An 18,960-nucleotide genomic window follows, 5' to 3' on the forward strand; every position below is an offset into this window, starting at 1 on the left:
AGTAAAAATGTATACATTGGGAATAGATTTAAGCACTCAAAGTGTAACTTTAAGTATTTTAAATTATGAAACTAAAAAAAATGAATTAAATATATCTATAGCTTTTAACTCATTAGAAGAAATAAAAAAAACATCTATGAATAAAAATAGCCTTTTAATTTATTCTAATGTAAGAGGAAAAGCTGAACAAGACCCTAATATATTTTTGGCAGCATTAAATAGAGCATTTGATGAACTCAAAAAAAAATGCAGTATAAAAGACATAAAAGCAATACAAATATCAGCACAGCAGCATGGACATGTTTATTTATCTGAAAAATATAAATATAATTTAGAAAAGTTGAGAGATAGATCATCAGCAAATCAAAGTTTAATGGATATGTTTAAAGATTCATATTCATATAATGCCGCACCTATATGGAGAACTTCCTGCACACAGAAAGAGGCTAATGAATTAAGAGAAGCGGCTGGCGGAAAAGAAAAAATGATACAAATAACTGCCTCAAACTCTCCTCTTAGATTTACAGGTGCTGTTATAAAATACTATTTTGATCATAACAAAGGTTTATCAGAAAATACATACAAAATATTTTTATTAAATACATTTATAGCCTCAATATTAACTGCTAAAGATGATGTACCTGCAGATTTTGGAAATGCTTCTGGTACAAGTTTAATGGACTATAATAAAAGAGAATGGAATGATACATTATTAAACACTATATCAACTGATTTAAAACAAAAATTAGGAGAAATCGATGCTCCCTCTAGTTTTGCAGGTTATATATCTGAATACTTTATGGAAAGATACGGTTTTGATAGTGAATGTATAGTTGGTATAGGAAGCGGTGATAATCCTCAGACAAAAGTTTTATATAAAGGAGATATATTATCATTAGGAACAAGTTTTGTTTATATGCTTGATATAGATGAAAACACAAGAGATTATTCAGGTGCTGCTAACAATATGTATGATGGTATAGATAATCCTTTTATGATATTATGCAGAACAAACGGAGGCATAGTTTTAGATGAAATTATGAACTCTTATGACAGAACATACAAAGAAGCTGAAAAATCTTTAGAAAAAAATGCTGATAATCTTCCAATAATGCTATGGCAGAAAGAATATGAGTCTGCCCCTATAAGCAAGGCATTTCCTATAAAAAGATATTATGAAACTCCTTCATTTGATGATGATTATAAAGGTATAGTTTTAAGTTCTTTAGGATTATTAGAAATATATTTGAGCAAATTTACTCATAAAAACAGAGATGATAATAAAATAGATCTTGCTGTTACAGGAGGCGCTTCAAACAATAAAGAGATAGTAAAAATAATAGCAAATATTTGGGAATCTACTATAAAAATACTGCCTTCAGCTGGTGCTTCTTTGGGTGCTGCTTTATCTGCATTACTTCTTCTAAAAAAGCAAGTTTCTTTAGATGAGATTAGAGAATCTTTAATTGATAATAATATAATAGAGCCTGATTTGATGCTTGCAAATAAATATCATAATTATATGAAAATTTTAAAAGAAAGATATGAAGATATTATTAAATAGCTATAATTTTAATTTGTAGCAATATTTATAGGTATTCATAAGCAATTACTTATATAATCTGTAAATAAATATACTTGACATATTTTTATTAACATAATATATTTATCAGCAATTAATTTTTTAAAATTAAAAGGAAAAATTATGCCAACTTATGAATATAAATGTGAAAACTGCGGTCATGAATTTGAAGAGTTTCAATCAATAACTGCAGAAGCTAAAGCTACTTGCCCAGAATGTGGCAGCGAAGCTAAAAGAATGATATCTTTAAATAGCGGTATCATATTTAAAGGAAAAGGCTTTTATGTAAATGATTATAAAGCTAAAAACAGTGCAGCAGGCTCTTCAAATTCTTCCTCTACTCCGCCTACAAAAAGCTGCTGAGGGGTTTGATTAAAACTTATAGGTTATAAGTTAAATAAAATAAAAATATATACAAAAAACTATGTCAAAAAAAATATCTATAATGAATGTTTCAGAAGAGGATTTATCTAAATTCTGTGAGGATAATAATTTCCCAAAGTTCCATGCTTCTCAGGTGCTTGATTGGATATATAAAAAGTATGCTGTAAGTTTTGAAGATATGAGCAATATACCAAAAAATTTAAGAGCATTACTTGATGAAAACTATTTTATACATAATTCCAAAATAGAAACTATATCTGAAGATGAATACGGAACAAAAAAATTATTAATTTCATTATATGATAAGAAAAAAATAGAATCTGTTATTTTACAAAAAAAAGATAGAGTAACTTTTTGTCTGTCATCGCAGGTAGGATGCGGTTACGGCTGTGCTTTCTGTGCCACTGGAAGTATGGGCTTATCACGCAATCTTACTGCTGATGAAATACTTGCTGAATTTATTTTAATGAGGGCTGTTACAAAAAAGGTAAATTCTATTGTATTTATGGGTATGGGCGAACCTTTAGCTAATACCAAAAATCTTTTCAAAGCCATAGAAACTATTAACTCTTTTAAAGGCTTTAATTTGGGTATAAGACATATTACTATATCAACTTCAGGAGAGGTAGTTGGAATAAAACAGCTTATAGAAAAAGATTTGGACTGCCGTCTTGCCGTTTCTCTGCATTCATTAAAAAATGAAGTGAGAGATAAGATTATGCCTATTAACAAGAGATATCCTATTGAAAACCTTATGGCTGTACTAAAAAGATACAGTAAAAATGGAAAAAGAATGATAACTTTTGAATGGGTACTTATCAAAGATATTAATGATTCTGTTAATGATGCCTACAGACTTGTAAATTTAAAAAAAGAGTTCCCTTTCAAAGTAAATGTAATTCCTATGAATCCAGTAGAACATGCCCCAGAACTCCAAAGACCTAATAAAGATATTATATTAAGATTTAAGTCTATACTAAAAGATAATGGTATTGAAGTAGTAGAAAGATTTAAACAAGGTCAGGAAATTTTGGCAGGCTGCGGACAATTAGCTGTAAAAAATTTATAAAATATATACTATTTATTTTTTGTGTAAATAATAGTATAATAGTATTAGATAAAAGTTAATAACAATTAAGAGTTTTTTATGGAAAAATTTAATAGTTCTTTATTTAGCAGAAGATATGAGGGCTATAATTTAGAAAAGGAAATATGCATAATTAACAGAGGAATAGTAGAAAATGATATATATGCCCTAGATTTTCTAAGAGAAGCTAATTATACATACGGCAAAGACAGGGATTATTTCTACACTCTCTATTCTAAACTAGAAAAAAGTAATAACTGCGGAATATATTTAATATTAACTGCCATTCTCTTAAAAAAAGGAGATGAAAAAGCAAATATAAAAATAGCCGAAAAAAAAATAGATATGCTTATGCATAAAATATATGACTCTTATTATGCCAAATACAATATAGTAGAACATTTAGGCACTCCAAATAGTATTACAGTTATTAATGATGATATAATATACGAAGATGATAAAAGATATGAACTTATTAAAAGATTTCATGTAAAAAAATCAGCTTTCGGATATTTTAGTGCATTAAAACCATATGCCCCATATAATTTAAAAAAAACTCCAAATTCTAATGATATTTTATTCATAAAAAAATCTCTTCTTACAAACTATAGAATATATTATATACTTTTATTGGCTGAATATTCTAAAAAAGCAAAAAGGCTTCTCAATATTATACTAAAAACTAATAATTATAAAGCCTTAATATATTTAATATTGATAGCAAAAGAAGGATTTAATATAACATATAAGGAAAGCCTTGATTATTTAAATGACTTTGATATAACTTTATCAGACATAATCATATCATATATATTTTTCTACTCCTATAATGACAGAATATCGTATTATGATTCATTTGCTGTACAGATAAAAAATAAAGAGTTTAATAATTTTTTCTATTCTCTTATAAAAGACAACAGCGACTATTTTGAAAACTTATTCTCTAATAAAAACTTTACAAAAAGAATAACAAAAAACAGCAAAAATTTTATACCATTTTTAAATGAACTCTATAGTAAAGAAGTAAATTTTAGTTCAAGTAAAGTACTATGTTCTTTGCTCGAAAATAAATCAAAAAAAATAAGACAAGCTGCTATAAAAATCATTAATCGAAAGAAAAAAGAATCGTATGAATATTTGAAAGGTTTGGATAGTGATTTAGCAAAAGATATATTAAAAAAATGGAAAAATAAAAAGATTATTAATTCTGGTTTTAAAGATATCAATACTCTTGTAAACTTTGTTAATAAAAACTACAATAAAAAATATGAAAAAAATCTTCTATGTATAGATGAATCTATGCTATATGGTGTTGTAAGCAAAGACACTAATCAAAATATTCCAATTATAGTAATGAAGTATATATATATGGAATATTCAAGGTTAAAAAATCCTATAAAGATAAAAGATTTGGATAAACTTATATCATATTTTGATTTTAATTCATTTATAACAGTGATAAAAAATGTATACGAAAAATGGATTTATGAAGGTGCTGATACATCTTATAAATATGTGATGATACCATATTTAGTATATGAAAATGAATATAAAATAGATAAGATAGTTTATAAAATAAAAGAATGGTGCGAATCTGGGAGAATATCACTTGCCAATTATGCCATATCAGCATTAGCTTCTAACGGCAGTATTAATTCTCTTATAGTTATTGATTATATATCTAGCAACTTTAAATATTTCCAAATAAAAAACACATCAAAATTGGCATTTAAATCAGTTGCTAAAAGATTAAACATATCCGAGGACAAATTAAGTGATAAGATAATACCAGATTTTGGAATAGATTTAAATGGTACAAAAACTCTTAAAGATGAAAAATATTCTTTTACTATATATTTAAATGAAAAATTGGATATAGATAAAATATTAGATAATAACACTAACAAATATATTAATAAATTAGATAAATACAGCAATTTAGATAAAAACATATTAGATGAATTTAATAGTATCAAAAATCATATAAAAATATGCTATAAATTCCAAATAAGCAGATTGTACAAAGCATTAATGACTGGAAAAAGATGGACTATTGAAGATTGGAAGGAAGTTTTTGCAAACAACTATATTATGAATATATTGGCTGATATGTTTATATGGACTCTCTACAATAAAAATGGCAAAATAGTAAAACATTTAAAATACAATAGAAATGATAATTCATTCTATACATTGGATAATGAAAAGTATAAAATAAATAAGCAGTATCAATTATCATTAGCAAGTCCGATAGAGATGTCTAAAGAAGATATAGAAAAATCAAAAGCAGTTATATCAAAATTAAAAATTAAACAGCCTTTTAATCAAATGCAGGAAATAAAATTCCATTTTGAAGAAGGCGATATAAAAGAAAATATAATAGTAAAATATAGAAATAAAGAAGTAAAAATAAAAACTTTTAAAAGTTTAATAGATACATTAGATATGGAATTAGATTATGAAAACTCTTATATAGTAGGATATAAAATCATAGATTCTTCTATATCTATAGGAGTAAAAATAAATTTAATAGGAATGGATACTGCCATAGAAGATAATGATATAATATTATTCGGAGATATAGTATTTTATAAAGTAGATTCTAATGAAGTATTTTCATATAAAAATATTATAGACCCTGCAGCATCAAATTTAAGATATGTGCACTATATAATGTTTAACATAGATAATCATATAAAAAAGAATGCAAACAAAACAAAAAAAATAGAAACCATACAAAATAGGAACAGAAGGATAACAGATAATAAATGAAAGCTATTATAGTACTTCCAACATACAATGAAAAAGACAATATAGAAAAGATGATAAACACAGTGTTAAACCTTCCTGAATATATAGAGCTGCTAGTTGTAGATGATAATAGTCCTGATGGAACGGCTAGTATTGTAGAAAAATATCTTAATAATGATAGAGTTCATCTTTTAAAAAGAGAGAAAAAAGAAGGATTAGGACCTGCATATATAGCTGGTTTTAAGCATTCATTTCAATATAATCTAGACTATATAATAGAAATGGACGCTGATTTTTCTCATGATCCTAATTTTGTAATTAAATTTATAGAAAAAATGGAAGAAGAAAAACTTGATTTAGTTATAGGTTCAAGATATTGTAATGGAATAAGTGTTGTTAATTGGCCTTTGAGAAGACTTTTTTTATCATATTACGGAAACAGATATGCCTCATTTGTATTGGGTTCAAAGATTATGGACATAACAGGCGGATTTAAATGTTTTAGAGCTTCTGTATTAAAGAAAATGAATTTTGATAATATTCTTTCTGCAGGATATTCTTTTCAAATAGAAATGAATTACTCTTTTGAAAGCAACGGATACAAAGTAAAAGAAGAGCCTATTATATTTTATGAAAGAAGAAACGGACAATCTAAAATGTCTAAAAATATTATAGCGGAAGCATTATTTAGAGTTGTGCGTTTGAGATTCAGAAATAAAAAGAAATATTTTAATGGATAGTTAAAATGAAAAAAACAATATACCTCTTAATAATAATTTTTATAATATTATCCTGCAGTAATAATGAAAATAATATTGATAATAATATTATAAAAATAAAAGTGGGGTATTTATCAGATTTTGCTGGGGCTTCTGCAATTGCAATAGCCAAAGGAAAGGGATTTTTTGAAGAGGAAAATTTAGACGCAGAAATAATAAAATTCGATAACGGACCTTCTGAAATATTATCAATGATAGGGCATGAAATAGAATTCGGATATATAGGAAATGGAGCACATTCTCATGCCATAAAAGGATATGTAAAAGTATTGTTTCCTAATGGTATAAGTAAAGCTGAAAAAATAATAGCAGGAAAATGGACTAATATAAAAACTATATCAGACTTAAAAGGAAAAACTGTAGCTACTCATCTTGGTACTTCTGGAGAAACAATGCTCAATATAGCTTTAAAAACTGCCAAATTGACAAAAGATGATATAAACTTATTAAATGTAAATATTACAAACTTGGCTAATATGATAATAAATAAAAAAGCAGATGCTGTTTCTATTTGGGAGCCGCATACAAAAGAAATTATTGATGCTATACCAAATCAATATGTTGTAATATCTAGTATAACAAACTATTCAAATGAAGCAGTATTCATAAGCAGCTTTATAACAACCGCTGAATATATTAATAATAATCCGTATGCTGCAGCAAAATTTTCAAGAGCAATATTAAAAGCTATGGATTATAGAAAATATAATATAAATGATGCAGTAAAAATCACAGCTGAAATAACTGGAATAGATGAAAATATGATGAAGCAGGAAATAGATACTGCTGTTTGGTTTTCATCATCTGATTTAAAAAATTCATGTAAATATAAAAATATAGAAAAATGGTATAATACCCAGCAAAAATTATTTTTAGATTCTGGTATTATTAAAGAAAATGTGCCTATTACCAATTATCTAGAATTAGATATGTTAAAAAATATATTATCAGATTTATGATTTGGATTTAGATATGAAAAAAGCAGTATGTATCATTATTTCTATAATTTTCATTATATCATGCAATTCAAATGAAATTAAAGAAACTGAAAAAGAAAGTATAGAAAATAATTCTATAAAGATAAATGTAGGTTATTTATCAGATTTTGCAGGAGCTTCTGCAATTGCAATAGCCAAAAATAAAGGATTTTTTGAAGAAGAAAATTTGGATGCAAAGTTATATAAATTTTATAATGGTCATTCTGCCATATTATCAATAGTTTCTAAAGAAATAGATTTTTCATATATAGGTCATGCTGCTCATAATTTAATCATAAACGGCAAAGCACAAATTTTAGTTCCAAACGCAATAAGTAAAAGTGAAAAAATAATAGTCAATAAGGATTCTAATATTAATAGTATACAAGATTTAAAAGGAAAAACTGTAGCCACTCATTTTGGAACATCAGGTGAGGCTATGCTTTATATATCTTTCAAAAAATCAGGATTAAAGAAAAAAGATGTTAATCTTATGAATATAAACATAACCAATTTGGAAAACTATCTAATCAATGGAAAGGCTGATGCCATATCTACTTGGCTGCATTTTACAAATGATTATAAGGTGCTCGCATATATTACAAACTATTCAGATGATATTGTATTAACAAGCAGTTTTGTATCTAGTTTAGAATATATTAATAAATATCCGCAAATAGCAAAAAAATTTTCAAGAGCAATATTAAAGGCAATGGATTATAGAAAATACAATATGGACGAAGCAGTTAAATTAGCGGCAGAACTTATAGGAAGTGAAACAGATGAAGTAAGAAAAGAAATTGACAGCGGTGTATGGTTTTCATCATCAGATATAGAAAATGCTTTAAAATCAGGAGATATATTAAAATGGTATGAGGCTCAAGAACAGGTATTTTTATATTATGATACAATAGAGCAAGCTGTACCTGTAACAAATTATATACAATTAGAAATGCTTAAAAATGTATTAAACAATTTATAATAAGGATAATTTTATGAAGAAAATAATTTATATGATTTTTATAATGATAAGTATTATATCATGCTCTAATAAAGAAGAGAAAGAAAATAAGGTTCAAAAAACAAAAATAAGAGTAGGATATTTATATGAATTTGCTGGAGCTTCTGCTGTAGCGGTGGCTAAAGAAAAAGGATTTTTTGAAGAAGAAAATTTAGACGCTGAATTATATGAGTTTTTTAACGGACATGCTGCTATTTTGTCTATGATATCAGAAGAAATTGACTTCGCTTATATTGGACATGCAGCTCATAATCTAATAATAGATGGAAAAGCACAAATTTTAATACCAAACGGAATAAGCAAGGGCGAAAAAATAATAACAGCTAAATCCAACAATATAAATACAATATCAGATTTAAAAGGAAAAACTGTAGCCACTCATTTAGGTACATCGGGAGAAGCTATGCTGCTTATAGCTTTAGAAAATGCAGGACTTACAAAAAAAGATATTAATTTATTAAATGTTAATATTACAAATTTAGAAAATACCCTTATAAATAAAGAAGCTGATGTTATATCTACTTGGGAGCCTTATACAACACATATAAGAGGCAGTAATTATAAAATGCTTGCTGATATTACTAACTATTCTGATAAAATTATATTAACAAGCAGCTTCGTTTCTACTTTGGAATATATAAATAATCACAGAGAAACAGTATCTAAATTTTCAAGAGCAATATTAAAAGCAATGGATTATAGAAAAGATCATATAGATGAGGCTGTAGAGTTTGTATCAAAACTTAATGGAAATAGTATAGATGCAGTAAAAGAAGAAACAGATACTGGAATATGGTTTTCTTCATCAGATATAAGCAATGCCTGCGAATCAGGAGATATAATAAAATGGTATGAAACTCAGCAGAAAGTATTTTTGCATTCACAGATAATTGATGAAGATGTAGCAGTAACAAATTATATACAATTAGAACTATTAAAAAGTATCTTAAATACTTTATAATACCATATTAACACCAATACTTCTAAACTGCTCTATAAAGTTAAAAGATGATTTATTAATAGACTGAGCATCATCTATTGTTATAGGATTATTTGAAACTATAGCAGCAACTGCAAGAGACATAGCTATTCTATGATCATTATGAGAAGTTGTTTTACCGCCTTCCAATTTTTCTATTCCCTCTATAAAAATCTCATTTTCTGTAACTTCTATTTTTGCTCCTATTTTACTAAAACTATCTTTAAGATCATTTATTCTGTCGCTTTCTTTATATCTTAATCTTGAAGCATTATATAATTTTGTTCTTCCTTTTGCCGTAGAGGCAAGAGAGGTTATTATAGGTGCTAAATCTGGTATATTTGCAATATCTATGTCCATAGCATTAAGCCTGTTTGCTTTCTTTATAGTTATAGAATTATCATCATTATAGATTATAGGTGCCCCCATAAACTTAAGTATATTAAGTATTTCCTTATCACCCTGAAGAGAATATTTATTAAGCCCATACAAAGTAACCTCGCCTCCCAAAGCACCAGCAGCAGCAAAAAAAGCGGCATGCGACCAATCAGATTCTACTTCATAGTCACTAAGAGAATACCCCTGATTACCACATACTTCTATTATATTTTCACCCTGTCTTGAAGTTTCTATATTTGCATGTTTAAGCGTCTTTAATGTCATCATAACATAAGGTGCAGACTCAAGCTCCCCTTCTATTATAATCTTAGAATCTCCTTCTAACAAAGGCAATGCAAATAAAAGCCCGCTTACAAATTGACTGCTTACATTACCAGCAACTCTAAACTCACCGCTTTTTAATTTACCAGATACTTTAAGAGAATCCTCATTAAGAGAAAACTCTAGTCCCTGTTCTTTCCATATATTTTTATATACTTCCATAGGTCTTGAAAATAACTTTTTAGAACCTATAAAAGTACAGTTAAGTCCAAGTGCCGATACAATAGGAATTAATAGCCTCAAACTAGTACCTGATTCTTTTACATCTATAGTTAATTCTTTTTTATATTCTTTTTTAGGAACAACTTTAAGCCCGTCATCAATAACTTCTAAATCTGCAAAATTAGAAACAGCCTCTTTAGTAACCTCTATATCTATACTTACATTATCAATCCAAGGCTTTATAATATTAGGATTTTTAGATAAAGCAGAAGCTATCAAAGCTCTATGGGCATCACTTTTACTCATTTGAATATAAACAGAACCAAAAATTTCTGAAGGTTTAATAGTCAAAGGCATAAAAAACTCCTAAATATAACTTTTACTGCAATATAGAATCTACAAAACTTTCAGCATCAAATTCTTTAAAGTCATCAACCTTCTCACCAAATCCTCCGTAATATATAGGGAGAGATAAATAATGAGCTATACTTATAGAAACCCCGCCTTTAGCAGTGCTGTCTAATTTTGAAACTATAGCACCCTGTATATTCAAAGCATTAGTAAAAACTTTGGCTTGCTCTATTCCGTTATGTCCTACATTAGCATCCAATACCAATATAGGTATAAAATTAAACTCACTAAATCTTTCAGTAGCTATTTTTTTCATTTTTTCAAGCTGTCTTACCAAATTTTCCTGATTATGAAATCTTCCAGCTGTATCAACTATTACAATATCAGCATCTGTAGCCTTAGCTTTATCTAAAGCTGAAAATAATACGCTTGCTGGATCTCCTGCCTGCTGACCTTTTACTATTGTAACAGAAAGTCTATTAGCCCACTCTTCTAACTGCTCTATAGCTGCTGCTCTGAATGTATCTGCTGCTGCCAGTATTACTTTATGATCTTTCTTTAGTATATTGGCTAATTTTGCTATTGATGTGGTTTTTCCAACACCATTTACTCCAACTATAAAAAGTATATTTTTATCTTTTAATTCTATTTTTTTAGATATAAACTTTGATATTAAAATTTCTCTTAAATATTTTTTTGCTTCTGAAGGCTCTTTTATATTTTCTTTTTGTATAGCTTCTCTTAATTTTGAAATAATATCTTTTGTAGTTTCCACTCCAGCATCGGCTGTTATCAATGTATTTTCCAAACTCGCAAAAAACTCATCATTAATAGATGAAGTGTTAAAAATTGATGATAAAGAAAATTTGCTTTTAGCACTGGTTAAAGATACTTTAGGTTTGCTTTTAGATTTTTTCATTAAAACTAAAAGTATAATAAGTACAACTATAACAGCACAAGCTATTATTATAATATTCATAGATGACATTTATTTCTCCAATTAAAAAAATTATTGAAAATATTATATAGGCTATTGATATTTTTTCAAGTTATAATTTGTATATAATAAAAAAAGCATCGATAATAAAATTACTATAAATACTTCTTTTGCCTCTTTCAATAAATTGAAAAATTATAATTTTAATTAATTAAAAACTTGAAAAGAACTAGTTGTAGCGTTACAAAGAGAACATTTGCTAGGAGCACTTCCTGCTTCTATATATCAACAAAATAGGCATAGATAATATCCTTCTGGTAAGTTTTATTAGCATTTAAGTCTTGCATAGTTTAGTATATAAACTAGTATGAGTTTTTTCTACAGCACCTGTTATGTTCATTAAATCAGCAACATTTTTATTTTTTTTTCAGCAGAAGCTACTTTACTGAATGCATGATACATTTTTGTATATTCATAAGTTTCGCCAGCTATACTGCTTTTAAAATTATCAACATCAGAAGAAGTTTTTACAGCATTGATTGTAGCTTTCAAAGGAGCTGTTGATAATTTAGAAGAAATAGCAATCTCATTTAAAAGTTTAGCATGTATAGCTTCAGCTGCAGAAGCTGCTCTAAACATAGCTGCTACGCTTTTATTTTTTGCTGCTTTAGCATATTCAGCATAAGAAGCAGAAGCATTCATTTCACCATTATATGATTGTGATAAACCGTCTAATGTAGATTTAGCTGTTTGTCCGTATACAAAACTAGCAAAAACAAATGATAATAATAAACTAATTTTTTTAATCATACTTTTTTCCTTTTTTTAATATAGTGTTTAGATTTTTATATGCAGAGGCAATCATATACGATATAAACAGTTTATATCAAAAAAGCTAAATAAAAATCTAATATTTTTATTATATTATATTTTTTATTTAATAATGAATACATTAAAATATTGTAAATTAATTAAAACGTATATTAGATATATATTACATTTTTTTATATACTTCATACCTGTATGATGTTTATAAAAAATTACATATTTTAAAATATAAAATTAATTATTATGCAATAATAAAGGGGCCTTATAAAGCCCCTTATATCATTTTATTATAAAAATATTATTTACGCATATCTTTAATAACTTTTGCAAGTATAGACATACCTTTATCTATATCTTCTGGTTTAGAGTTAGTATAATTAAGTCTTAAAGTACCTAATCCTCTTTTAGCCTCATAGAAAGGCTCTCCAGGAACAACCGCAACTCCAGCATCGGCAGCTTTCTTATAAAACTCAACAGCATCTATTCCTTTAGGAAGTGTAGCCCACACAAACATACCGCCTTCTGGGTGAGTCCAATGCATATCATCAGGTAAATGCTTATCCATAGCTTCAAGCATATATCCGCATTGTTTTCCATACATGTCTATGATTTTTTTGATATGGGCATCATAATCATTGTCTTCAAAATACTGACTAACAACTACTTGAACAAATGTGCTGGTATGCATATCTATAAGCTGTTTATACTCTGTCATTTTCTGCATAAGCTCTTTAATACCGCAAACTATCCAGCCTATTCTCAAACCTGGTGAAACTGTTTTTGAGAAAGTACCCAAAAGTATAGCCTGATCTCCCAAATATGTATAAAGTGATTTTTGATGTTCGCCTTTAAATCTTAATTCCCCGTAAGGATTATCTTCTATAAAGAATGTATCCTTGCCTTTCATTATTTCAGCTATCTTTTCTCTTACAGCATTTGTATAAGTTATTCCTGTTGGGTTTTGGAAGTTAGGAACTGCATAAAAGAATTTATGGTCATATTTATTCATAGATTCTCTAAATTGTTCTACATCTGCTCCGTCTTCATTTAAATCAATAGTTTTAATATTAGGATTATATAGATGAAATGACTGCAAAGCTGCTAAATATGACGGATCTTCTACTAAAACAGTATCACTTGGGTCTACCAAACATGAAGAAATGACATCTAACGCCTGCTGTGAACCGTTTGTAATGAGAATATCTTTTGCTTCCACATTAACGCCTTGTTTTCTGTACCTATTGGCAATAAACTCTCTTAAAGGTCCATATCCTTCAGCACTATTATACTGAAGAGAATAACTGCCTTTAGTTTCCAATACTTTAATAGCTGCTGCTTTTATTTCCTCTACTGGGAAAGAAGCTGGATTAGGCAATCCTCCTGCAAATGATATTAAATCACCTTTGGCAGCTACTTCTAAAATCATCTTAACAAAATTACCCTGAAAATCTTCTTGTAATGCTCTTTTTGATAATCTTAATTTCATAATCCTATCCATTTAAAAAATTTGTTAAGTATTATACACTACTATTAATAATAATGCTATATTACTTTACAATTTTTTATCAAAAAGATAAATAAATTATATAAATAAAATTCTAATTGACTATAATTGTTTGTATGATATTATATAAAAAATTTTATATAAAAAAAGGAGAATTTTATATATGAAAAAAAATATTATTATCACTTTTAGCCTATTGTCTATCATATTATTAATTGCAGGCTGTCAGAAAAAAGAAACTTCTGAAGCTGTAAACTACAAAAATTTAAACGTAGATGAGGCTGTTGAACTAATAGCATCTAATCCTAATATTATAGTAATAGATGTTAGAACTCCAGATGAAATCAAAGAAACAGGTACTATAGAAAACGCTTCTAACATAGATTTCAAAGCAGCTGATTTCAAAGAAAAAGTATCTGAATTAGATAAGAGTAAAGAATATTTATTATTCTGCAGAACAGGAAACCGCTCTGGTCAGGCATCTCAAATAATGGCTGATTTAGGATTCACTAACATTAATAATTTAAAAGATGCTGGATACGATGAGTTTTCTAAAGCATTAGCTAAATAATTTATCATTATTTTTTTATTATGAAATATAATTTTTATAAATACAGAACATTACATTATAAAAATAAAATCCCTCTTATTTTCATTTAATTAGATCGTGAATCTATAAAAATAATTCAAAACTATTATTATCATTATTATTTTATATAATTAATTACAGATAAAACAATCATATAAATAAACAATTAAAAAAATTAACAAGTATAGTAATATGATTTATTATACTTGTTAGTTAACATTAATAAAATATTTACGGAGATATTATGACTCATTTTTCAGAAATGTTAAAAAAATACTCAATTAAACTAAATAAAAAAGAGATTAAAACAATACAAATCAATACTGGATATGCCTGCAACCTAAATTGTGCTCACTGCCATGTGGATGCTAATAAAAATAGAACAGAAACCATAACAAAAGAAGTAATAGACGACTGTTTAAAATTTATAAAAAACTGTAGAAAGGAAATTGATATTGATATTACTGGAGGAGCCCCTGAAAAATCAGAGTTTATAGAATATTTTATAAAAGAGCTTAGAAAATTAAAAAATGTAAAAAGAATAATATTAAGAACAAATTTAACTATTTTAGAAGATAAAAAAGAACTTATAGATGTTTTCAAAGAAAATAATGTAGAATTAACTGCATCCCTTCCATGCTACACGAAAGAAAATGTAGATGAACAAAGAGGAAACGGCACTTATGAAAAATGTATAAATATGCTTAAGTATCTAAACTCTATAGGATATGGTATAGATGAAAACTTGATAATAAATTTAGTTTATAATCCTTTGGACGATTATCTGCCTTCTTCTCAAAAAGAACTTGAAAAAGATTATAAAACCAATTTAAAAAATGATCATAATATAGTGTTTAATAATTTATATACAATAGCAAATATACCTATAGGAAGATTTGAAGAAAAACTAAAGAAAAATAATAAATACGAAGCATATATGCAGCTTCTTGAAGATAATTTTAATGCATCAAATGCATTTAAAGTAATGTGCCTTGATACCATTAATATAGGATATGACGGAAAGGTTTATGACTGTGATTTTAATCAAATGAAAAATCTTTTATCTCAGAACGGAAAATCTTATTATATAGGAGATTTAACTATTGATGATTTTAAAGATAATAATATACCAGTTGAAGATTACTGTTACGGATGTACTGCGGGTGAAGGAAGCAGCTGTCAGGGTAATTTATCTTAAATAATTATTGAAATTAAAAAATCATTTTACTATACTTTATTATAATACATAAACTATTCGGAGACTTTTTATGCAAAATAAAAATATACCTACTGTAAGATGGACTGGGGAAGAATTATATATACTTGACCAAACATTGATACCCATAACAGTAAAAGAAATAAAACTATCAAATGAAGAAGAAGCATATAATGCGATAAAAGAATTAAAGGTAAGAGGTGCTCCTGCAATAGGTGTTGCTGCTGCATATTCTTTGCTTATAAACTTAAAAAATAAAACTAATTTAAATACTAATGAGTTTATAAACTTTGTAGAAGAGAGAGCAAAATATTTAAACTCTTCAAGACCTACTGCTGTTAATTTAAGCTATGCCTTAAATAGAATGATAAACACTATAAAAGATAAAAAAGACAAATCATCTTTAGAACTATATAACATACTAGAAGAAGAAGCCAAAAAAATACATTCTGAAGATATTGATATATGCCAGAAAATAGGAGAATACGGTTCAGAGCTTTTAAAAGATAACTGCGGTATATTAACACATTGCAATGCAGGAAGATTAGCTGTAAGCGGAATAGGAACAGCACTTGCCCCTATGTATATAGCTCATCAGAAAGGAATAAAAATAAGAGTATATGCTGATGAAACAAGACCGCTTCTTCAGGGAGCTAGACTAACTAGTTTTGAACTTCAGGAGGCTGGTATAGATGTTACTTTAATATGCGATAATATGGCTGCTTTTATAATGTCGAAAGGACTTGTTGACTTGGTAATAGTAGGCTGCGACAGGGTTGCTGAAAACGGAGACGCTGCAAATAAAATAGGAACTATGGGTGTAGCTATTTTAGCTAAATATTTCAATATACCTTTTTATATAGCATGTCCTTCTACAACATTTGATTTAAATACTAAAACTGGAAATGATATAATAATAGAAGAAAGAGATGCTAAAGAAGTTATTAATTTTGCAGGAGTACAAACTGCTCCTTTAGATATGAATGTAAGAAATCCAGCTTTTGATGTTACGCCTAATGAACTTATAACAGGATTTATCACTGAAAAAGGCATAATAAAACCGCCTTACATAGAAAATTTAAAAGCACTTCTAACTAAATAGATAAAATATATAAAGGAGATATAAATATGGCTTATAAACAATTAAATATTAATACTATATCAGACTATTTAAAAACAATTGATGAAATGAAAAATATATTCTCAAGTTTTGATGATTTAGTTATAACAGAAATTGGAGATGGAAATTTAAATTATGTATACAGTATTACAAATAAAAACAATGATAAGGAAACTGTAATATTAAAACAGTCCGTTCCTTTTTTAAGATGCGTTGGAGAAAACTATCCATTAGAAAAAGACAGAATGAAAATAGAAATAAAAACACTCAAAGAACAGTACAAATTATGTCCTAATTTAGTGCCTAAAATATATTATGATTCTGATGATATGTGCGTTGTTATAATGCAGAACCTAAATAAACATAAAGTACTCAGAGGAGAAATAATAAACGGAAGAAAATTTCCAAAAGCTGCAGAAGATTTAACCGATTTTCTTTCAAAAACATTATTTTTCACATCCGATTATTATTTAGACAGCAAAACAAAAAAGGCACTTGTCTCTGAATATATGAATGCTGAATTATGCAGTTTAACAGAGGATTTTATTTTTACTCACCCTTTTGAAGATAATGAAACCAATGTGTTTTATGATGAATTAAATATAGAAAAAGTAAAACAATTTCAAAGAGATTCTAATCTAAAAACAGCAGCAGCTGAAATGAAATACGCCTTTATGACAAAAGCAGAAGCATTACTTCATGGAGATTTTCATTTGGGAAGTTTTATGGGCAATGAAGAAGAAACTTATGTAATAGACCCCGAATTTGCATTTTATGGTCCTATAGGTTTTGATATAGGAAAAGCAAGTGCTAACTTTTTTATGGCTTATATATCTCAGGAATATCATCAAAAAAGACTTGGTACAAATTCTATAGAGTTTAGAAAATGGCTTTTTGATACTGCTAAATATATGATAACAGGTACTTTAGAAAAATTTGAAAAATTATGGAAAAAACACTTAAAAGAAACTAAACCTCTATATTGGAATTATGATGAAGGAGAAAAACATTCTGAAGAGTATATAAAAACTGTATTAAACAGAATATTTAAAGATGCTGTTGGTTTTGCAGGCTGCGTACTTATAAGAAGAACTTTAGGACTTGCTAAAAATAAAGATATTGCTTCAATAGAAGATTTAAAAGAAAGAGCAAGGCTTGATTGGATATGTTTAGAAATAGGAAGAGAGTTTTTAGTAAATAGAGATAGTATTGAAAATATAGAAAAAGTTTCTGATATTGTAAATAAATATTCAAGCATAGATAAAATTTAATCTATTTTAAGCTTATAACTATAACTTTGATTACAAGGTGAAATGCATATTGTAGAAATTATTGACTATAATATTTAAAGTGTTATCATTAACATAAACAATTTATTAAAAGGAGTTTTTTATTATGAAAAAACATATTAGTATTTCATTTATTATTTTATCATTATTACTTTTTAGTATTCAGGCATTCTCTCAGGCAAAAGCAAACGGATTGGATTTAAAGAAAACTGTATCATTATTAAAATCTGATTCAAGCATTGTAATACTTGATGTGAGAACACCAGAAGAAATTAAAGAAACAGGTATTATCAAAAATGCTGTAAATATAGATTTTAAAGCAAACGATTTTAAAACAAAAGCATCAGCATTAGATAAAAATAAAACATATGTAATATACTGCAGATCAGGCAACCGTGCTGGTCAAGCTGCTCAGGTTATGTCTGATATGGGATTCAAAAATATCAGTTATCTAAAAGGTGCTGGATATGCTGAATTATCTAAAGAATTAAATAAATAATTTCATTTTTTATTAAAAAGGGCTGTAGTTAAAGCTGCAGCTCTTTTTATAAATTTTAGAAAAAATAATAAATTATATACAGTCATAATTAATAAAAATCTCCATAAAAAATTAAATCAATTATACTATAAATGACATATTAATACTTTAAAACTATATAAAAATATATTGCCTATTGCAACATA

17 protein-coding genes are annotated in these 18,960 nt (G+C 27.2%); 13 read left to right on the plus strand and 4 right to left on the minus strand.

From position 1 onward, the window contains the following. Positions 1–7 precede the first annotated feature (7 nt). The 8 genes from F811_RS0114255 to F811_RS0114290 all read left to right on the plus strand — a co-directional run bounded on the left by F811_RS0114255 (position 8) and on the right by F811_RS0114290 (position 9,542). Positions 8–1,564, plus strand: coding sequence for an FGGY family carbohydrate kinase (locus F811_RS0114255; RefSeq protein WP_020005915.1), 1,557 nt, complete (start codon positions 8–10; stop codon positions 1,562–1,564). 141 nt (positions 1,565–1,705) lie between these two features. Next, entirely contained in the window at positions 1,706–1,945 is a 240-nt protein-coding gene (locus F811_RS0114260) for an FmdB family zinc ribbon protein (protein ID WP_020005916.1), read from the plus strand. Between the two features lie 61 nt (positions 1,946–2,006). Continuing rightward, complete coding sequence (gene rlmN, locus F811_RS0114265; RefSeq protein ID WP_020005917.1) at positions 2,007–3,035, plus strand: dual-specificity RNA methyltransferase RlmN; 1,029 nt, start codon at positions 2,007–2,009, stop codon at positions 3,033–3,035. Between the two features lie 78 nt (positions 3,036–3,113). Continuing rightward, positions 3,114–5,825: a DUF4132 domain-containing protein gene (locus F811_RS0114270; RefSeq protein WP_020005918.1), complete on the plus strand. Its 2,712-nt coding sequence runs from the start codon at positions 3,114–3,116 to the stop codon at positions 5,823–5,825. Further along, a complete protein-coding gene (locus tag F811_RS0114275; RefSeq protein ID WP_020005919.1) occupies positions 5,822–6,544 on the plus strand; it encodes a polyprenol monophosphomannose synthase in 723 nt (240 codons plus the stop codon). Before F811_RS0114270 ends, F811_RS0114275 begins: the two co-directional genes overlap by 4 nt. 5 nt (positions 6,545–6,549) lie before the next feature. Next, the gene (locus tag F811_RS0114280) at positions 6,550–7,542 is read left to right on the plus strand and encodes an ABC transporter substrate-binding protein (protein WP_020005920.1); all 993 of its coding nucleotides are present in this window, start codon (positions 6,550–6,552) and stop codon (positions 7,540–7,542) included. Between the two features lie 13 nt (positions 7,543–7,555). After that, the gene (locus F811_RS0114285; protein ID WP_020005921.1) at positions 7,556–8,542 is read left to right on the plus strand and encodes an ABC transporter substrate-binding protein; all 987 of its coding nucleotides are present in this window, start codon (positions 7,556–7,558) and stop codon (positions 8,540–8,542) included. Positions 8,543–8,555: 13 nt separating this feature from the next. Further along, entirely contained in the window at positions 8,556–9,542 is a 987-nt protein-coding gene (locus F811_RS0114290; RefSeq protein ID WP_020005922.1) for an ABC transporter substrate-binding protein, read from the plus strand. Here the strand turns inward: F811_RS0114290 and aroA are convergent. The 4 genes from aroA to F811_RS0114310 form a co-directional block, all read right to left on the minus strand. Beyond that, complete coding sequence (gene aroA / locus F811_RS0114295) at positions 9,537–10,799, minus strand: 3-phosphoshikimate 1-carboxyvinyltransferase (RefSeq protein ID WP_020005923.1); 1,263 nt, start codon at positions 10,797–10,799, stop codon at positions 9,537–9,539. The genes F811_RS0114290 and aroA overlap by 6 nt on opposite strands. Before the next feature lie 22 nt (positions 10,800–10,821). Beyond that, entirely contained in the window at positions 10,822–11,781 is a 960-nt protein-coding gene (gene ftsY, locus F811_RS0114300) for a signal recognition particle-docking protein FtsY (protein WP_020005924.1), read from the minus strand. 348 nt (positions 11,782–12,129) lie between these two features. Continuing rightward, complete coding sequence (locus F811_RS16145; RefSeq protein WP_020005925.1) at positions 12,130–12,540, minus strand: ferritin family protein; 411 nt, start codon at positions 12,538–12,540, stop codon at positions 12,130–12,132. 316 nt (positions 12,541–12,856) lie between these two features. Beyond that, positions 12,857–14,044, minus strand: coding sequence for an aminotransferase-like domain-containing protein (locus F811_RS0114310; protein WP_020005926.1), 1,188 nt, complete (start codon positions 14,042–14,044; stop codon positions 12,857–12,859). Between the two features lie 181 nt (positions 14,045–14,225). On the opposite strand from F811_RS0114310, the gene F811_RS0114315 reads away from it, so the two are divergent. The 5 genes from F811_RS0114315 (at position 14,226) to F811_RS0114335 (ending at position 18,775) form a co-directional block, all read left to right on the plus strand. Then, positions 14,226–14,633: a rhodanese-like domain-containing protein gene (locus tag F811_RS0114315; protein WP_020005927.1), complete on the plus strand. Its 408-nt coding sequence runs from the start codon at positions 14,226–14,228 to the stop codon at positions 14,631–14,633. A 262-nt stretch (positions 14,634–14,895) separates the two neighbouring features. Beyond that, positions 14,896–15,849 (plus strand): arsenosugar biosynthesis radical SAM (seleno)protein ArsS, encoded by a 954-nt coding sequence (gene arsS / locus F811_RS0114320; protein ID WP_020005928.1) that lies wholly within the window; start codon positions 14,896–14,898, stop codon positions 15,847–15,849. A 70-nt stretch (positions 15,850–15,919) separates the two neighbouring features. Next, positions 15,920–16,969: an S-methyl-5-thioribose-1-phosphate isomerase gene (gene mtnA, locus F811_RS0114325; RefSeq protein ID WP_020005929.1), complete on the plus strand. Its 1,050-nt coding sequence runs from the start codon at positions 15,920–15,922 to the stop codon at positions 16,967–16,969. Positions 16,970–16,995: 26 nt separating this feature from the next. Further along, complete coding sequence (gene mtnK / locus F811_RS0114330) at positions 16,996–18,258, plus strand: S-methyl-5-thioribose kinase (protein ID WP_020005930.1); 1,263 nt, start codon at positions 16,996–16,998, stop codon at positions 18,256–18,258. Positions 18,259–18,382: 124 nt separating this feature from the next. Then, positions 18,383–18,775 (plus strand): rhodanese-like domain-containing protein, encoded by a 393-nt coding sequence (locus F811_RS0114335; RefSeq protein ID WP_020005931.1) that lies wholly within the window; start codon positions 18,383–18,385, stop codon positions 18,773–18,775. Positions 18,776–18,960 lie beyond the last annotated feature (185 nt).

The organism is Brachyspira innocens ATCC 29796, assembly GCF_000384655.1.
In the GTDB taxonomy this organism is placed as follows: Bacteria; Spirochaetota; Brachyspiria; order Brachyspirales; family Brachyspiraceae; genus Brachyspira; species Brachyspira innocens.